Here is a 16,587-nt window from a genome sequence, read left to right on the forward strand (position 1 = left end):
ATCCGTGGAGCGGGATGCTTAATAGTTGAAAGTCTTGACCAGCAGCAGATCACCGATCGCCCGCAGGGGCACGATGAATGTTTCGCGTTTTTCGTCGACCGTGTTTTCGTTGAGCACCAGCGTGATTTGCGAGGTGATGACCTCGTTCTGATTGCTGGCCTCCTCGAAGTTATAGCCGCCGTCGCCGAAGTTGCCCCAATAGTTGACGTAAACCAGATAGGTGCCATGCAGCGGCGCGGTCATGGTGAACATTTCCGGGCCGGGGCCATCGACGCCATCCGGATCCAGACCGCCACCGTTGGTCAACGCCGTATGGGCGAAAAACGCGTGCTGGCCGTCCGGGGTGATGATGTGCAGGTCGAGCTCGGCCTTGGGATCGTCCCAGCCGAGCACCACACGGATCTTCGCCGGGGTGCGCAGGTTGTTCGCTTCATAGAACTGCACGCGCTTGAGCGACTGGCCCTCGGCACTGCGCACTTCGACACTGTTGGAACCGGCGCCGAACGCATACGGCCGGGCGAATCGCCCGTCATCGTCGGTGTACAGATTCAATGGATTGCCGTTGACCGCCAGCGTGTGCGGCCCGCGCTGATTGCCGATGGCCTTGAGCTGGCCCTGAATCATCGTGCGATTGCGCTGAATGCCGCGATCGATCGGCGGCGTGGGATAGGCGACTTGCGGGTTTTCACTGCGATCAAGCAAGCCGTTATAACGCCAGCCACCGGATGGTTCCGACAGCTCGGCAGTCGGCGCTGCCAGCAGCGCAGGCGCGCAAGCCAGACCGATCAGCAGCCAAAGAAATGAACGCATGTAATGCCTCCTGCCATGCCTGAACGAAACCTTGCACCCGATCCTCGGTACTTCACAGCGGTGGAAACTGCGTTTCGTCTGAAAGACCCCGTGACTAGCGGGTCGTAGAAGGCGCGAAGATTAGCGATTCGGCAGTTTTTTAACAATCGGATACATCTGGATTTGCGGTGGGAATCACGCCGTACGGGTGGACTGTGAGCCGAATAGCCGTCATATTCGGCTCACTAAATGAGCCGAATAGCATTTCTATTCGGCTCACGGCCCTATTACAGGCAATAACCGATGATCACTCAATGGATCTGGCAGCAGCCGGATTGGCCTGATTTCAACTGGCAGGCAGAACGTCTGGCGCCGCTGCTGCGTGAATGCGTTCAGGCACAAGGCCAATTGATGGGCATGGCTGGATCCGTGGGCAACTCCCTGAGCGCTCAGACCGAACTCGACGCACTGTTGCAAAACATCGTGACCTCTTCGGCGATTGAAGGCGAGCAGTTGAATGTCGGCTCAGTGCGTTCGTCATTGGCTCGACGCCTGGGGCTGGAGTTGCCCGATAGCGATAAAGTCAGTCAACGGAGCGAAGGCCTGGCACAACTGATGCTTGACGCCACCCGGCGCTTCGCTGAACCACTGACGCTGGAGCGATTACTGGAATGGCATCGATGGCTGTTTCCGGATCAGGAAAGCGACTTCACCGCAAGGTCGATGCATGTCGGTGCGCTTCGCGGTGACGAACCGATGCAGGTAGTTTCCGGTCGTCTCGACCGTCCCACTGTGCATTTCGAGGCCCCTGCGCGCCAAGGTCTCGAACGGCAGGTGGATAAATTTCTCACTTGGTTCGAGGCCAGCCAGCATCAAACAGCGCTGGATCCGTTGCTGCGTGCTGGCATTGCGCATTTCTGGTTTGTCACGCTGCATCCGTTTGATGACGGCAACGGTCGCCTGACTCGGACCATCACCGATCTGGCGCTGGCGCAAGGTGAAGCCCAGGCGATCCGCTTTTACGCGATGTCGGCCAGCATCCTCGATGACCGCAACGGCTACTACCGAGTACTCGAGGCCAGCCAAAAGGCCACGCTGGACGTCACCCAATGGCTCACCTGGTTTCTGCAGACTCTTTTACGCAGTCTGCAGCAAGCCATCGCGCGTATCGAAAGTGTGCTGGGTAAAACCCGCTTCTGGCAGGCGCACCGTGAATCCGAGCTTTCGGTGGAGCAGAGTAAAGTGCTCAATCGCCTGCTCGACGGTGGAGAACGAGGCTTCGAGCACGGCATCAGCGCGGCACAGTATCAAGCGGTGGCCAAGGTCTCGAAAGCCACGGCAACCCGCCATCTGGCGGAACTGCTGGAAAAGGGCTGCCTGCAAAGAATGCCGGGGGGGGGACGGAGTACCCGCTACAAAATCAATTACCCGGGCGATTCCTCAAACTGACCACTGGCGTCTGTAGTGAGGGGATAAGGGTCGGCCGCGCCCCGCTCATTTGCCCATAAACCCCCTATCTGCTAGTGTCGCGCCGGTTTAACGTCAACCGGAAATCGCCGCCATGGCCCGCAAAAAAGCTGCACTGGATTTCGAACAGTCCCTCGCCGACCTGCAAACACTGGTCGAACGTCTGGAGAACGGTGAATTGTCGCTGGAAGACTCGCTGACCGCTTTCGAGCAGGGCATCGGTCTGACCCGTGACTGCCAGGCAGCGCTGGCCCAGGCCGAGCAGAAGGTGCAAGTGCTGCTGGAGCGCGATGGCGAACTCGCCGAGGAACCCTTCGACGCGGAACAGCCAGAATGATTGCAGCGTATTCGGCGACCAGCCAGGCGCGGGTCAATGCGGCACTGGAAATCCTCTTCAAGGCACCGCTGCCGGAGCTGTCGCGCCTGTATGAGGCGATGCACTACAGCGTGATGATCGGCGGCAAACGCGTACGTCCGCTACTCGCCTACGCTGCGTGCGAAGCGCTAGGCGGCAAGGCTGAGCAAGCCAACGGTGCGGCTTGCGCGGTGGAGCTGATCCACGCTTATTCGCTGGTGCACGACGATTTGCCGGCGATGGACGACGACGATCTGCGTCGCGGCCAGCCCACCACCCACAAGAAATTCGACGAAGCCTGCGCGATTCTCGCCGGTGACGGCTTGCAGAGCCTGGCCTTCAGCGCCCTGCTCGACCCGCGCCTGAGCAATCTGGATGCCGACATCCGTCTGCAACAGGTCACGGCGCTGGCGCACGCGGCCGGCCCGGCAGGCATGGTCGGCGGTCAGGCCATCGACCTCGGCTCGGTCGGCCTGAAGCTGGATCAGCAAGCGCTGGAGCAGATGCACCGACACAAGACCGGCGCGCTGATCGAAGTCAGCGTCAAGCTTGGCGCCCTGGCCAGCGGCCGTGCCGAAAAAGACCAACTCAAGGCTTTGCAGACTTATGCACAGGCCGTCGGTCTGGCCTTTCAGGTGCAGGACGACATTCTTGACGTCGAAAGCGATACCGAAACCCTCGGCAAACGCCAGGGCGCCGACATCGCCCGCGACAAGCCGACCTACCCGGCCCTGCTAGGGCTGGACGCGGCCAAGGTCTACGCTCTGGAACTGCGCGATCAGGCCCTGCACGCGCTGCGACCGTTTGACGCGGCAGCCGAGCCTTTGCGCGACCTGGCCCGGTATATCGTCGAGCGGCGCAACTGAACGCCAACCTGCCAAAAAAGACCAACGCGTGGGCAGGGGGCGATGCATCAGGTAAACTGCCGCATCTTTTATACCTATAACGATTCGCCTGATGCCCACGACGTTTCATGAGATTCCCCGCAAGCGCCCGACCACGCCCCTGCTCGACCGCGCGAACACGCCGGACGGCCTGCGCCGGTTAGGCGAAGCCGAGCTGGAAACCCTGGCCGATGAGTTGCGCCTGGAATTGCTCTACACGGTCGGCCAGACCGGTGGGCATTTCGGTGCCGGCCTGGGCGTCATCGAGCTGACCATCGCGTTGCATTACGTCTTCGACACCCCGGATGACCGGCTGGTGTGGGACGTCGGTCATCAGGCGTATCCGCACAAGATCCTCACCGGTCGCCGCCAGCGCATGGAAACCCTGCGCCAGAAGGACGGCATCGCCGCTTTCCCGCGTCGCGCCGAGAGCGAGTACGACACCTTTGGCGTCGGCCACTCCAGCACCTCGATCAGCGCCGCGCTGGGCATGGCAATTGCCGCCCGCCTGCAAAACAGCGATCGCAAGGCGATTGCGGTGATCGGCGACGGCGCGCTGACCGCCGGCATGGCCTTCGAGGCGCTGAATCACGCGCCGGAAGTCAACGCCAACATGCTGGTGATCCTCAACGACAACGACATGTCGATCTCGCGCAACGTCGGTGGCCTGTCCAATTATCTGGCGAAGATTCTTTCCAGCCGTACTTACGCGAGCATGCGTGAGGGCAGCAAGAAAGTCCTGTCGCGCCTGCCCGGCGCCTGGGAAATTGCCCGCCGCACCGAAGAATACGCCAAAGGCATGCTGGTGCCCGGCACCCTGTTCGAAGAGCTGGGCTGGAACTACATCGGCCCGATCGATGGCCACGACCTGCCGACCCTGATCGCCACCCTGCGCAACATGCGCGATCTGAAAGGCCCGCAGTTCCTGCATATCGTCACCAAAAAAGGCAAAGGCTTCGCCCCGGCGGAAGTCGACCCGATCGGTTACCACGCGATCACCAAGCTCGAGCCGGTCGACGCCCCGGCTGCTGCGCCGAAAAAGGCCGGCGGGCCGAAGTATTCGGCAGTGTTCGGCGAATGGCTGTGCGACATGGCCGCGGCTGACCCGCGTCTGGTCGGGATCACCCCGGCGATGAAGGAAGGCTCGGATCTGGTGGCGTTCAGCGAACGTTTCCCGCTGCGCTACTTCGACGTGGCGATTGCCGAACAGCACGCCGTGACGTTCGCCGCCGGCATGGCCTGCGAAGGCGCCAAACCGGTGGTGGCGATCTACTCGACATTCTTGCAACGCGGTTACGACCAGTTGGTGCATGACGTCGCGGTGCAGAACCTCGACGTACTGTTCGCCATCGACCGCGCCGGTCTGGTGGGCGAGGACGGCCCGACCCACGCCGGCAGCTTCGATCTGTCTTACCTGCGCTGCATTCCGGGCATGGTCATCATGACCCCGAGCGATGAAAACGAATTGCGCAAAATGCTCACCACCGGCCACCTGTACAACGGCCCGGCGGCGGTGCGCTACCCGCGCGGCACCGGCCCGAACGCGACCATCGACAAGGATCTCGAGCCGATCGAAATCGGCAAGGGCATCGTCCGTCGTCAGGGCAGCAAAGTCGCCCTGCTGGTGTTCGGCGTGCAACTGACCGAAGCGCTGAAAGTCGCCGAGAAGCTGGATGCGACCGTGGTCGACATGCGCTTCGTCAAGCCGCTGGATGAAGCGCTGGTACGCGAGATCGCCGGCAGCCACGAGTTGCTGGTGACCATCGAGGAGAACGCAATCATGGGCGGCGCCGGTGGCGCGGTCAGCGAGTTCCTGGCGCGCGAGAACATCCTCAAGTCGATGCTGCATCTGGGCTTGCCGGACATCTACGTCGAGCACGCCAAACCCGCGCAGATGCTGGCCGAGTGCGGGCTGGATGAAGCGGGAATCGAAGCCTCGATTCGCGAGCGCCTGGAACTGCTCAACAAGTAACACGCAATACCCATGTGGGAGCGGGCTTGCTCGCGAAGGCGCCGGTTCAGTCGATGATGAGTTGACTGAACCGGCGCCTTCGCGAGCAAGCCCGCTCCCACATTTGATTTGTGTACATCAGAAATATCCACTGGAACACCGATGAACCTCTCGCGCCTCGCCCTGCCCTTCTTCCTGCTGCCAGCCACCAGCACCCTCGCCGACAGCTTCGAACGCGATCAGGCCCTGAAGCTGCCTGACACGCTGATCAGCGCCAACCGCCAGGTCGAAGCGCGCAACGACAGCAGCGCCGCCAACACCGTGTTCACCCGCGAAGACATCGACCGCCTGCAACCGGGCAGCGTCACCGATCTGCTGCAGCGGGTGCCGGGTGTGCAAGTAGCGCAGGCCGGTGGGCGCGGTAGCCTGCCGGGGATCTACATTCGCGGCACGCAATCGGCGCAGAGTCTGGTGCTGGTCGACGGCCAGCGCATCGGCAGTTCGACCTCCGGCGACAGCAACCTGCAGCACCTGAACATCGACCAGATCGAACGCGTGGAAGTGTTGCGCGGTTCGCGCTCGGTGATTTACGGCAGCGATGCGATTGGCGGGGTGATTCAGATTTTCACCCGGCGCGGCAACGAGCAAGGCCTGCAGCCGCGCTTGCACGTCGGCTTCGGCAGCAACCAGACCTGGGAACGCGGCCTCGGCCTGTCCGGTGGCGATGACAAGACCCGCTTCAACCTGGGCGCCAGCCTCGATGACACCGCTGGCCTCGACCGCACTCACGAGTCCTATCCCAGCGACGGCGATCACGATGCCTACCGCAATAAATCCGTCAGCCTGAGCCTCAGCCATGCGCTGACCGATGACATCGAGGTCGGCGCCAACCTGCTGGATAACCGCGGCAAAAGCGAGTTTGACAACCCGTTCGGCCGCTTCGACACGAGCACCTTCGAGTCGGTGCAACAGCAGCCCTACAGCGACTTCAACGTCAGCAGTGTCAGCGGCTACGTCGATGCGCGGGCCAACGAAATCTGGAAAACCCGCATCGAATTCGGTCACAGCGAGAATCGCGAGAAAACCTTCGACAAGCTCAGCGACGAGCGCACGGTGTTCAACACCTATCGCGACTCGGTGAACTGGCAGAACGACCTGACCCTGGATGCGCGCAACAGCCTGATTCTCGGCGGCGACTGGTACGAAGACCGGGTCAACAGCAGCACCGCATTCAACGAAGACAGCCGCTGGAACCGCGCCGCGTTCATCCAGCATCGTTATCAGGCCGACAGCTTCTCCACCGAACTGGGCCTGCGTCACGACGACAACCAGCAGTTCGGCAGCCAGAACACCTGGAGCGGCACTTTTAGCCTGCCGCTGAACCCGGACAACGATCTGTTGCTGAGCTACAGCGAAGGCTTCCGCGCGCCGACCTTCAACGACCTGTACTACCCGGACTTCAGCAACCCTGACCTGAAGCCGGAAACCTCGAAAAGCTACGAACTGCAATGGCGCAGTCAGTTGAGCGATAGCAGTCGGCTGGAGGCATCGATTTACCGCACTGATCTGCAAGACGCGATCATCTTCGGCAGCAACTCACGCCCGGAGAACGTGGCCTCGGCGCGGATCAATGGCTTTGAAGCGGCGCTGAAACAGGAACTGTTCGGCTGGCAGAGCAATCTCGGTGTGGCGATTATCGACCCGCGTGATCGCGATACCGGGCACACGTTGGCGCGTCGTGCGCGGCGCACGATGAGTTGGGATCTGGATCGACAGTTTGACCGGTTGGGCGTCGGCGCGAGCTGGCAATTGGTCAGCGGCAGTTACGACGATCTGAACAACACCCAGCCGTTGGGCTACGGCACGCTTGGACTGCGCAGCAACTGGGCGCTGAATCGCGAGATCAAACTGGATCTGAAGGTCGATAACCTGCTGGACAAGGGTTACAGCCGCGCGTTGTACAGCTATGACGGCAGCCAGTATGGCTATCGCGAGGAAGGTCGGGCGTGGGTGTTTGGGGTGACCTGGACACCGGGGCTCTGATCCGGAATTGACGCTGTTTTGACTGGCCTCTTCGCGAGCAAGCCCGCTCCCACAGGGGTAACGCATTCCACCTGTGGGAGCGGGCTTGCTCGCGAAGAATTCACCTCGGTCTCAGCGCTCAGGCGCGATCAATTGGCAGAGTTTGGCGGTGGCTTCGATCATCTGGCCGCTTGGGCGCTCCAGGCCTTTGTCGCTGATCAGCAGCAACTGACCATGTGCCACCGCACTCACCTGCGGCCAGGCCTTCCACGCATCGAGCTGGGCCTGATCACCTGCCAGAATCACCTGCGGATCACGCTGCAACACGGCTTCGATGCTGACCTGTGGCGCCGGCAAACTCAGATCGGCAAACACATTGCGTGCGCCACAGACTTCGAGCGCATCGCTGATGATCTGCCCGCCACCGACGGTGTACAGCGGCTTGTCCCAGACTTGATAGAACACGGTCAGCGGCGTGTCCCGGCGATAGCGTTGGCGCAGGTCATCGAGCTTCTGGCGCAGGTCCGCCGCCAGTTTCGTCCCACGCTCAGGTCGCCCCAGTTGCGCGGCAATCGTCTCGATCTGCGCAGACAGCTGTTCGAGATTGTGCGGCTCGGCGACGTAGGTCGGAATGTTCAGGCGTTTGAGCTGATCGCGTTGTGCCGGGCCGACACTGCCGGGCCACAGCAGCAGCAAATCCGGCTTGAGACTGAGCAGGCGCTCCATGTCGAGTTGGCCATAACGCCCCACCGAGGGAACATCGGCAATGGCAGCCGGACGCTCGCCGGCATCGAGCACGCCAACCAGCAGATCAGCCGAGCCCAGCTCGACAACGATTTCAGACAGAGAAGGCGCGAGACTGACCACTCGCAGACTCGCCAGCACCGGGCCGGCGCAGGCCAGCAGCAGAACCGCCAGCCGCAGACGACGCATCAGCCGAGTTGACGCGGGATGCGATAGAGGTAGAACAGCACCGCCGTGGACAACGCCAGCAGCATCAGCGGTACGGCTTCGAGGCCGACGAACACCGCCAGCGCACCGATCCATGCCGGCAACGATGCCGCGAGCAATGCAATACGGCGCTGAGTGGCCAAAGCAATCCAGGCCGCCGGTTCATCAGGGGTGTCGAGGGCTTTCTGCGTGGCGATCAACGCGTGTTTGTAGCGCCCGAAGAACTTCAGGCTGACAAACATCGACGCAACGCCGGCAATGAATAACGGCATAGCCAGCACCGGCAGAATGCCTTCGCCCTGGCCGAACAGGCCATTCAGGACAAACAGGGGTACCAGCGCCAGCGCCAGGTATTTCCACCAGTCGACCGCCAGACGGCGTCGCACCTGACCGCGGGTCACGCGCGGTCGACCTCGCCCTGATGCTCGTTGCCCATCATGTGGTCGAGCTTGCTGGCCTTGGTCGCCAGGTACAGCTTGTTGTGCGGGTTGTGGCCGGTGTGCAGCGGCACGCGCTCGGCGACGACGATGCCCATGTCGCTCAGGGCTTTGACCTTGCGCGGGTTGTTGGTCATCAGACGCAGCGACTTAACGCCCAGATGCTCGAGCATCGGCAGGCACATGGCGTAGTCACGCTGATCGGCGGCAAAGCCCAGACGCTCGTTGGCTTCAACGGTGTCGGCGCCGCCGTCCTGCAACTCGTAGGCGCGGATCTTGTTCAGCAGACCGATGCCGCGACCTTCCTGACGCAGGTACAGCAGCACGCCACGGCCTTCACGGGCGATGGCCTTGAGCGCCGCTTCGAGTTGCGAGCCACAGTCGCAGCGCTGGCTGAACAGGGCGTCACCGGTCAGGCACTCGGAGTGCAACCGGCCGAGAACCGGGGCACCGTCGGCGAAATCACCCAGGCTCAGCACCACGTGCTCGCGGCCGGTGGCCTCATCGAGAAAACCGTGCATGGTGAATTGCGCAAAAGGCGTTGGCAGCTTGGAAGCGGCGACAAAAACGACAGGCACCGGTGTGCTCCTGATCTAAAAATTCTGAAAATTCGCAGGCCGGCATTGTAACAGCAGGTTCCTGCAGACGCTTAGGCTGAATTATCGGGCATAACGATCAAAAAGTTTGATAACACCCGACTTGCCTGGCCCCCCCTGTGGGAGCGGGCTTGCTCGCGAAGGCGTCGTGTCAGTCGGCAATAGGCTGGCGGAACCACCGTATTCGCGAGCAAGCCCGCTCCCACAGGGGGCACAGTGTTGGGCACAAGATTCGCAATCAGGGCGTATCAAATGGATACGGCTGCTTCCACTGCTCGAAAATCGGCTTCAGCTCGCCGCTCTTCACCAACTGCTCCATGCGCCTGTCGAACAGCGCCATCAGCGTGCGCGCTTGCGGCGTATCGGCGAAGCACAGGTACAGCGGCAGTTCGGCGATATGCGTCTTGCGAAACTGCGTCGGTTCCCTGGCCCGGCCAAGCACGTAATCGATTTCGGTCAAAGCATCGATGTAATAGTCGGCGCGGTTGTGGGTGAGCATCGAGAGGATCCCGGTACGTCGCACGACCTCGTTGAAGTTGCGCACGCCGGGTAGATAATTCTGATAGTCGTAACCACGAACCCAGGCCAGCCGATATTGACCGAGGGTTTCCGGGGTCGGTGCTGGATTACTCGCCAGGCCCAGGGCGTAGATGTGGTCGGTGTCGAAATTCCAGCGCGGATAGAGCAGGTCGCTGAATTCTTCATGATAAGAACCGACACAAGCATCGACCTCGCCACGCTGGGCCAGCCCAACTGAACGAGTGTACGGTTCGCTGCGAATGTCGAGTTTCACTCCCGCCGGTTCGAACACCTTGCGCAGCACGTCCCAGCCCAGGCCGTGGCCGTCGGCGGCGGTGTAGTCTTCCCAGTCTTCGCTGGCCAGATGGATGACCGACGGCGCGTGCGCGGTTTCCTGCGCACTGGCGACAGTGCCCAGCAAAGTCAGAAACACCAGCGCCAGCCAGCGTCGAGCCATCCCTAGTCTCCTCACTGAACCCGGACAATCCGGATCAGGCGAAAATCCACACCAGCCCCTGCATCGCCAGCCAGGCGAATACGCCGGCCAGCACGTCGTCGAGCATGATGCCGACGCCGCCGTGGACATGCCGGTCGATCCAGCGGATCGGCCATGGCTTGAGGATGTCGAAAAAGCGGAACACCAGAAAACCCGCGAGCAACCAGTACCAGCCCTCCGGCACCAGCCACAGGGTGATCCACATCCCGACCATTTCGTCCCAGACGATGCCTTCGTGGTCGTGGACCCGCAGATCGTCGGCGACCTTGCCGCACAGCCAGAAGCCGAACAGCATGGTGATTCCGAGCATCAGCCAGTAACCCCAGTCGGGCAACATCTGCCACAACGGGATAAAGGGTAGCGCAACTAACGAACCCCACGTGCCCGGCGCTTTCGGCAAGGTGCCGGAGCCGAAGCCGAACGCGAGGAAATGCCAGGGATTGCGCCAGACCGACGGCGGAACGAATTCGGCCGGAACCTGTTTCGGGTGATCTGTCACGGTGTCTCCTGAAAATGTTGATAACCCCGGATTTGCGGGGTGATGTCGTGTCCTTCGCGATCCAGCAGGACCACACCCTGGCCCTGCGCCACACGCCCGATCACATGGATCGGCCAGCCATCGGCCAGCAGCGCCGGCAACTCGACGGACGGTAGCGTGAAGGCCAGTACATAGTCATCGCCGCCACTCAACGCCGCCCGTTCGGCACCGCGCTGACCGAGAAACGCCACTAAAGCATCGGACAACGGTACGCGCTCACGTTCAACTTCGAGGCGAACCTGCGAGGCCAGGGCGATATGCCCACAGTCGGCGAGCAGGCCGTCGGAGATATCGAGAGCCGCAGTGGCCTTGCCACGCAGCGCCTGACCAAGAGCCAGTTGCGGCTGAGGCGACCAGTAATGATCGAGCAACGGCTGGGCGATATCCGGTTCGGCTTCACGCTGGCCAAGCACCAGCGGCAAGGCACCGGCGGCATTGCCCAGTTCGCCGCCGACGCAGAGCAGATCACCCGGTTGTGCGCCGCTGCGGGTCAAGGCCTGCCCGGCCGGCACGCGGCCGAACACCGTCACCGTGAGGCTCAACGGGCCGCGCGTGGTGTCGCCGCCGACCAGCGCGATGCTGCAGCTCTGCGCCATGCGGTTCAAACCGTGGGCATAGGCTTGCAGCCAATCGGCAGTCACCGTCGGCACAGTCAGGGCAAGGGTAAAGGCAACGGGCGTGGCGCCCATGGCGGCCAGGTCGCTGACCGCAACGGCCAGCGAGCGCTGACCGAGCAGAAATGGATCGCAGGGATCGGCGAAGTGCACGCCGGCCACCAGCGTATCGGTGGAAATCGCCAGCTGTTCCCCGGGGGGAACCGCCAGCAAGGCGCAGTCGTCGCCGATCCCCAGGGCAACGCCCTCGCCGCCCTGCGCACAAGGCGCGACGGCGAAGAAATTGCGGATCAGCTCAAACTCGCCCATGAGGTCTCAAGCGCGTATCAGCGCTTGAACGCCTTCACTTCAGCTTCACGCAGGCGCGGAGCCAGCTTGTCGAGTACGCCGTTGACGAACTTGTGGCCGTCGGTCGAACCGAAGACTTTCGCCAGCTCGATACCTTCGTTGATCACAACGCGGTACGGCACATCGACGCGCTTGAGCAGCTCCCAGGTGGACAGGCGCAGAACCGCCAGTTCAACCGGGTCCAGCTCTTCGATTTCGATGTCCAGGCACGGCTTGAGCGCGGTGTCGATTTCGGTGCGGCTCGCCGGAACCCCGTGGAGGATTTCGCGGAAATACGCGCCATCGACATCGGTGAAATCGTTATCAACGCGGAACTGCGCTTCGATCTCGTTCAGCGAAGCCTTGGCCATGTGCCACTGATACAGGGCCTGAGTCGCGAGCTGACGGGCTTCGCGACGCTTGACGCTTTTCGATGGCTTGCCGGCATCCGCAGGTTTCGGATCGCGCGGGTTGAAACGATCGCTATCGTCGCTAATCACTTGGCCTCCAACTGCGCCAGCAGGCTGACCATTTCCAGAGCGGACAGGGCAGCTTCAGCACCTTTGTTGCCGGCCTTGGTGCCGGAACGTTCGATGGCTTGCTCGATGGAATCAACGGTCAGGACGCCGAACGCGACCGGTACGCCGAACTCCATGGACACCTGGGCCAGACCCTTGGTGCACTCGCCTGCCACGTATTCGAAGTGTGGAGTGCCGCCACGAATGACCGCGCCGAGGGCGATGATGGCTGCGAACTCGCCTTTCTGGGCGACTTTCTGCGCAACCAGCGGGATTTCGAAGGCGCCAGGCGCGCGGATGATGGTGATGTCGCTTTCGCTCACGCCGTGGCGAACCAGGGCATCAACTGCACCGCTGACCAGGCTTTCAACCACGAAGCTGTTGAAACGGCCCACTACCAGAGCGTAGCGGCCTTTAGGGGCGATGAAGGTACCTTCGATGGTCTTCAGGGTCATTCGTCAGATCTCTTAAAGAGCCGGGACACGTTTCGTACGCATCCCTCAGTGATATTAGCCACAAATTCATGACCGGAAACACCGCATTGCTGTTCGACTACACCCCTGTGGCGAGGGGATTCATCCCCGATGGACTGCGCAGCAGTCCCAACCAAATAGGGCCGCTACGCAGCCCGTCGGGGATGAATCCCCTCACCACAAGGATCTACATCAACAATGCCGAATTCACCGGGTCATTATTCGGAGGGCACGTATTCTACAACTTCCAGATCGAAACCGGATATCGCATTAAATTTCATTGGCGCCGACATCAGGCGCATTTTGCGTACACCGAGGTCACGCAGGATCTGCGAGCCGGCACCGACGATGCTGTAAGTGGTCGGTTTTTTCACCGCCGCCTGCTCACCGGTTTCGCGGATATGCGCCAGCAGCACATCGCCGTCCAGCGGGTGACCGAGCAACAGCACCACACCGCTGCCGGCCTCGGCCACCGCAGCCATCGCGGCGCGCAGGCTCCAGCGGCCCGGTTGCTTGACCATCAGCAGGTCGCGCAGCGGGTCCATGTTGTGCACGCGAACCAGGGTCGGTTCTTCGGCGCAAACGGTGCCCAGCGTCAGGGCCATGTGCACATCGCCTTCCACCGAATCACGATAGGTCACCAGGTTGAATTGGCCCAGTTCGCTGTCCAGCGGCTGCTCGGCAATCCGCTGAACGGTACGTTCGTGGATCATCCGGTAGTGAATCAGGTCGGCGATGGTGCCGATCTTGATGTTGTGTTCGGCGGCGAACGCTTCCAGCTCAGCGCGACGGGACATGGTGCCGTCGTCGTTCATCACTTCGCAGATCACGCCGCTTGGCTCGAAACCGGCCATGCGCGCCAGGTCGCAGGCGGCTTCAGTATGACCAGCGCGCGCCAGGGTGCCGCCGGCCTGGGCCATCAGCGGGAAGATGTGGCCCGGGCTGACGATGTCTTCAGCCTTGGCGTCTTTGGCCGCCGCCGCTTGCACGGTGCGCGCACGGTCGGCGGCGGAGATACCGGTGGTGACGCCTTCGGCGGCTTCGATCGATACGGTGAACTTGGTGCCGAAACCGGAACCGTTGCGTGGCGCCATCAGTGGCAGCTTCAACAGCTCGCAACGCTCGCGGCTCATCGGCATGCAGATCAGGCCACGGGCGTGCTTGGCCATGAAGTTGATGTGCTCGGCCTTGCAGCATTCGGCGGCCATGATCAGGTCGCCTTCGTTCTCGCGGTCTTCGTCATCCATGAGGATGACCATCTTGCCTTGGCGGATGTCTTCAACCAGTTCTTCGATGCTATTGAGCGCCACAAGGCACCCCCTTCAGTCAGGATTTGAGATAGCCGTTGGCGGCCAGAAAGCTTTCAGTAATACCGCCAGCGCTTGGCTCAGCAGCCTTGTCGCCGAGGAGCAGACGCTCCAGATAACGCGCCAGCAAATCGACTTCCAGGTTCACCCGGCGGCCCGGCTTGTAGGAAGCCATGATGGTTTCGCTCAGGGTGTGCGGAATGATCGTCAGCATGAATTCGGCGCCATCGACCGCGTTCACGGTCAGGCTGGTGCCGTCGACGGTGATCGAGCCTTTATGGGCGATGTACTTGGCCAGTTCCTTCGGCGCGCGAATGCGAAATTCCACGGCGCGGGCATTGTCGCTGCGCGATACCACTTCGCCGACACCGTCGACATGACCGCTGACCAGATGCCCGCCGAGACGGGTGGTCGGGGTCAGGGCTTTTTCCAGGTTGACCGGGCTGCCGCTTTTCAGGTCATTCATGGCGGTGCAGTCGAGGGTTTCGCGGCTGACGTCGGCGGCAAAACCGTTGCCCGGCAGTTCAACCGCGGTCAGGCACACGCCGTTGACCGCGATGCTGTCGCCGAGTTTGACGTCGCTCAGGTCGAGCTTGCCGGTTTCGACATGCACCCGCACATCACCGCCCTTGGGGGTCAGTGCACGGATACTGCCGATGGATTCGATGATACCGGTAAACATGGGGTTCTCCTTGAGAACGAAGCCAGCGCTAAGGCGATGGCCGGGAATTATACGCTCGCCGAAACGACTGGCGTCGCAGTGACTCGCCAGTCATCGCCAACCGCGCGGATTTCAGTGATTTTCAGCTCGGGAGCGTCCTTCATATAGGCCAGCGGCCAGTCCAGCAGCGGCCGCGCCGAGGAGCCGAGAAACTTGCCGGCGATGAAGATCACGAACTCATCGACCAGACCAAGCTGCGCGAACGCGCCGGCCAAGCGTGGGCCAGCCTCGACCAGCACTTCGTTGACGCCACGGTTGGCCAGTTCGATCAGCAGTTGATGCAGATCGACCTGACCGTCGTCACCCGGCACGATCAGGCATTCCGGGCCATTGGCGTATTGCTCTTCGACCGCCATGCAGGTGGCGACCAGCGCCGGGCCGGCCTTGAAGAACGGCGCATCCAACGGCACCCGCAGGCGCCCATCGATCAGCACCCTCAGCGGCGGACGGCTCATGGCCAGTGCGGTTTGTTCGGCATCCAGACCCAGTTCGTCGGCGCGCACGGTCAGGCGCGCGCCGTCGGCCAATACGGTGTCAGCGCCGGTCAACACCACGGCCGCCTGCGCGCGCAAACGCTGCACGGCGGAACGCGCGGCCGGGCCGGTGATCCACTGGCTCTCGCCACTTTCCATCGCCGTGCGCCCGTCGAGACTCATCGCCAACTTGACCCGCACGAACGGCAAGCCATGTTCCATGCGCTTCAGGAAACCTTGATTGAGCTGGCGCGCCTCGACTTCCAGCACGCCGCTTTCGGTGGCGATCCCGGCATCGCTCAGACGCTGCAAGCCACGCCCGGCGACCTGTGGGTTCGGATCGCGCATCGCGGCGACCACCCGAGCAACCCCGGCAGTCACCAACGCATCGGCGCACGGCGGTGTGCGGCCATGGTGGCTGCACGGCTCAAGGGTCACGTAAGCCGTGGCGCCCCGGGCCAGTTCACCGGCAGCGCGCAGGGCGTGGACCTCGGCGTGGGGTTCGCCGGCGCGCTCGTGAAAGCCTTCGCCGACAATCTGCCCGTCACGCACGATCACACAGCCAACCCGGGGATTGGGATGGGTGGTGTAGTGGCCCTTGCGCGCCAGCTCCAGCGCGCGCGCCATGAAGTGGGCGTCGAGGATCGCCTGCTCGGCGGCGCGGGTCATTCTTTCACCGGTTCGCGGGCGAGGCGGTCGATCTCTTCACGGAACTCGTTAAGGTCCTGAAAGCGCCGGTATACCGAAGCGAAACGGATGTAGGCCACTTCATCGAGCTTTTGCAGCTCGGCCATCACCAGTTCGCCGACCACGAGGGATTTGACCTCGCGCTCGCCGGTGGCGCGCAGCTTGTGCTTGATGTGAACCAGAGAGGATTCGAGGCGCTCGACGCTCACCGGACGTTTCTCCAGCGCGCGTTGCATGCCGGCGCGGAGTTTTTCTTCGTCGAACGGTTGGCGGCTGCCGTCGGTTTTGATCAGGCGCGGCAACACCAGTTCGGCCGTCTCGAATGTCGTGAAACGTTCGCCGCAGGCCAGGCATTCACGCCGGCGGCGCACCTGTTCGCCCTCGGCGACCAGACGCGAGTCGATGACCTTGGTGTCGTTGGCACCGCAGAAGGGACAGTGCATGGTGGCTGGCAACAAAAAA

Annotated in this window: 18 protein-coding genes; 5 read left to right on the forward strand and 13 right to left on the reverse strand. The window is 62.2% G+C overall.

Annotated elements, in window-relative coordinates:
* Positions 1 to 18: 18 nt before the first annotated feature.
* Positions 19 to 810, reverse strand: coding sequence for a YfaP family protein (locus tag J1G18_RS06420; protein ID WP_096796324.1), 792 nt, complete (start codon positions 808 to 810; stop codon positions 19 to 21).
* A gap of 282 nt (positions 811 to 1,092) precedes the next feature.
* Between J1G18_RS06420 and J1G18_RS06425 the strand changes: the two genes are divergently transcribed.
* The 5 genes from J1G18_RS06425 to J1G18_RS06445 all read left to right on the forward strand — a co-directional run bounded on the left by J1G18_RS06425 (position 1,093) and on the right by J1G18_RS06445 (position 7,489).
* On the forward strand, positions 1,093 to 2,238 hold the full coding sequence (locus J1G18_RS06425) for a Fic family protein (protein WP_134787426.1): 1,146 nt from the start codon (positions 1,093 to 1,095) through the stop codon (positions 2,236 to 2,238).
* Between the two features lie 112 nt (positions 2,239 to 2,350).
* Complete coding sequence (locus J1G18_RS06430) at positions 2,351 to 2,593, forward strand: exodeoxyribonuclease VII small subunit (RefSeq protein WP_003228627.1); 243 nt, start codon at positions 2,351 to 2,353, stop codon at positions 2,591 to 2,593.
* Entirely contained in the window at positions 2,590 to 3,477 is an 888-nt protein-coding gene (gene ispA / locus J1G18_RS06435) for a (2E,6E)-farnesyl diphosphate synthase (RefSeq protein WP_223007256.1), read from the forward strand. The genes J1G18_RS06430 and ispA overlap by 4 nt, the downstream gene beginning before the upstream one ends.
* Positions 3,478 to 3,568: 91 nt before the next feature.
* Positions 3,569 to 5,467: a 1-deoxy-D-xylulose-5-phosphate synthase gene (gene dxs, locus J1G18_RS06440; RefSeq protein WP_223007257.1), complete on the forward strand. Its 1,899-nt coding sequence runs from the start codon at positions 3,569 to 3,571 to the stop codon at positions 5,465 to 5,467.
* A gap of 141 nt (positions 5,468 to 5,608) precedes the next feature.
* Positions 5,609 to 7,489: a TonB-dependent receptor domain-containing protein gene (locus J1G18_RS06445; RefSeq protein WP_223007258.1), complete on the forward strand. Its 1,881-nt coding sequence runs from the start codon at positions 5,609 to 5,611 to the stop codon at positions 7,487 to 7,489.
* A 111-nt stretch (positions 7,490 to 7,600) separates the two neighbouring features.
* On the opposite strand, the gene J1G18_RS06450 is transcribed toward J1G18_RS06445, so the two are convergent.
* The 12 genes from J1G18_RS06450 to nrdR all read right to left on the reverse strand — a co-directional run bounded on the left by J1G18_RS06450 (position 7,601) and on the right by nrdR (position 16,568).
* Positions 7,601 to 8,401: a cobalamin-binding protein gene (locus tag J1G18_RS06450; protein WP_223007259.1), complete on the reverse strand. Its 801-nt coding sequence runs from the start codon at positions 8,399 to 8,401 to the stop codon at positions 7,601 to 7,603.
* A complete protein-coding gene (locus J1G18_RS06455) occupies positions 8,401 to 8,820 on the reverse strand; it encodes an MFS transporter (protein ID WP_135296655.1) in 420 nt (139 codons plus the stop codon). The genes J1G18_RS06450 and J1G18_RS06455 overlap by 1 nt, the downstream gene beginning before the upstream one ends.
* A complete protein-coding gene (gene ribA, locus J1G18_RS06460; RefSeq protein WP_223007260.1) occupies positions 8,817 to 9,434 on the reverse strand; it encodes a GTP cyclohydrolase II in 618 nt (205 codons plus the stop codon). The genes J1G18_RS06455 and ribA overlap by 4 nt, the downstream gene beginning before the upstream one ends.
* A 256-nt stretch (positions 9,435 to 9,690) precedes the next feature.
* Entirely contained in the window at positions 9,691 to 10,428 is a 738-nt protein-coding gene (locus J1G18_RS06465; protein ID WP_098965819.1) for a substrate-binding periplasmic protein, read from the reverse strand.
* A gap of 34 nt (positions 10,429 to 10,462) precedes the next feature.
* Complete coding sequence (locus tag J1G18_RS06470) at positions 10,463 to 10,966, reverse strand: phosphatidylglycerophosphatase A (RefSeq protein ID WP_007910933.1); 504 nt, start codon at positions 10,964 to 10,966, stop codon at positions 10,463 to 10,465.
* Complete coding sequence (thiL, locus tag J1G18_RS06475; protein ID WP_223007261.1) at positions 10,963 to 11,928, reverse strand: thiamine-phosphate kinase; 966 nt, start codon at positions 11,926 to 11,928, stop codon at positions 10,963 to 10,965. The genes J1G18_RS06470 and thiL overlap by 4 nt, the downstream gene beginning before the upstream one ends.
* Positions 11,929 to 11,945: 17 nt before the next feature.
* Complete coding sequence (gene nusB / locus J1G18_RS06480; RefSeq protein WP_003228643.1) at positions 11,946 to 12,446, reverse strand: transcription antitermination factor NusB; 501 nt, start codon at positions 12,444 to 12,446, stop codon at positions 11,946 to 11,948.
* Positions 12,443 to 12,919, reverse strand: coding sequence for a 6,7-dimethyl-8-ribityllumazine synthase (gene ribE / locus J1G18_RS06485; protein WP_003228649.1), 477 nt, complete (start codon positions 12,917 to 12,919; stop codon positions 12,443 to 12,445). The genes nusB and ribE overlap by 4 nt, the downstream gene beginning before the upstream one ends.
* Before the next feature lie 236 nt (positions 12,920 to 13,155).
* Positions 13,156 to 14,247 carry a bifunctional 3,4-dihydroxy-2-butanone-4-phosphate synthase/GTP cyclohydrolase II gene (gene ribBA / locus J1G18_RS06490; RefSeq protein ID WP_003228650.1) on the reverse strand — a complete coding sequence of 364 codons (1,092 nt, stop codon included), beginning with the start codon at positions 14,245 to 14,247 and terminating at the stop codon, positions 13,156 to 13,158.
* Positions 14,248 to 14,263: 16 nt separating this feature from the next.
* Complete coding sequence (locus J1G18_RS06495; protein WP_103367225.1) at positions 14,264 to 14,926, reverse strand: riboflavin synthase; 663 nt, start codon at positions 14,924 to 14,926, stop codon at positions 14,264 to 14,266.
* A gap of 47 nt (positions 14,927 to 14,973) precedes the next feature.
* Positions 14,974 to 16,107, reverse strand: coding sequence for a bifunctional diaminohydroxyphosphoribosylaminopyrimidine deaminase/5-amino-6-(5-phosphoribosylamino)uracil reductase RibD (ribD, locus tag J1G18_RS06500; protein ID WP_139055386.1), 1,134 nt, complete (start codon positions 16,105 to 16,107; stop codon positions 14,974 to 14,976).
* Positions 16,104 to 16,568, reverse strand: a complete 465-nt coding sequence (gene nrdR / locus J1G18_RS06505; RefSeq protein WP_003228656.1) for a transcriptional regulator NrdR — start codon at positions 16,566 to 16,568, stop codon at positions 16,104 to 16,106. Before nrdR ends, ribD begins: the two co-directional genes overlap by 4 nt.
* Positions 16,569 to 16,587: the final 19 nt, after the last annotated feature.

This window comes from Pseudomonas sp. MIS38, from assembly GCF_019891575.1.
Lineage (GTDB): Bacteria > Pseudomonadota > Gammaproteobacteria > Pseudomonadales > Pseudomonadaceae > Aquipseudomonas > Aquipseudomonas putida_A.

Excerpts from the sequence above, each read along its gene's own strand:
- ribD (WP_139055386.1), bottom strand. The coding sequence starts at position 16,107 with ATGACCCGCGCCGCCGAGCAGGCGATCCTCGACGCCCACTTCATGGCG.
- nrdR (WP_003228656.1), bottom strand. The coding sequence starts at position 16,568 with ATGCACTGTCCCTTCTGCGGTGCCAACGACACCAAGGTCATCGACTCG.
- ribE (WP_003228649.1), bottom strand. The coding sequence starts at position 12,919 with ATGACCCTGAAGACCATCGAAGGTACCTTCATCGCCCCTAAAGGCCGC.
- thiL (WP_223007261.1), bottom strand. The coding sequence starts at position 11,928 with ATGGGCGAGTTTGAGCTGATCCGCAATTTCTTCGCCGTCGCGCCTTGT.
- J1G18_RS06425 (WP_134787426.1), top strand. The coding sequence starts at position 1,093 with ATGATCACTCAATGGATCTGGCAGCAGCCGGATTGGCCTGATTTCAAC.
- J1G18_RS06430 (WP_003228627.1), top strand. The coding sequence starts at position 2,351 with ATGGCCCGCAAAAAAGCTGCACTGGATTTCGAACAGTCCCTCGCCGAC.
- J1G18_RS06495 (WP_103367225.1), bottom strand. The coding sequence starts at position 14,926 with ATGTTTACCGGTATCATCGAATCCATCGGCAGTATCCGTGCACTGACC.
- J1G18_RS06450 (WP_223007259.1), bottom strand. The coding sequence starts at position 8,401 with ATGCGTCGTCTGCGGCTGGCGGTTCTGCTGCTGGCCTGCGCCGGCCCG.
- J1G18_RS06420 (WP_096796324.1), bottom strand. The coding sequence starts at position 810 with ATGCGTTCATTTCTTTGGCTGCTGATCGGTCTGGCTTGCGCGCCTGCG.
- dxs (WP_223007257.1), top strand. The coding sequence starts at position 3,569 with ATGCCCACGACGTTTCATGAGATTCCCCGCAAGCGCCCGACCACGCCC.
- J1G18_RS06465 (WP_098965819.1), bottom strand. The coding sequence starts at position 10,428 with ATGGCTCGACGCTGGCTGGCGCTGGTGTTTCTGACTTTGCTGGGCACT.
- ispA (WP_223007256.1), top strand. The coding sequence starts at position 2,590 with ATGATTGCAGCGTATTCGGCGACCAGCCAGGCGCGGGTCAATGCGGCA.
- J1G18_RS06445 (WP_223007258.1), top strand. The coding sequence starts at position 5,609 with ATGAACCTCTCGCGCCTCGCCCTGCCCTTCTTCCTGCTGCCAGCCACC.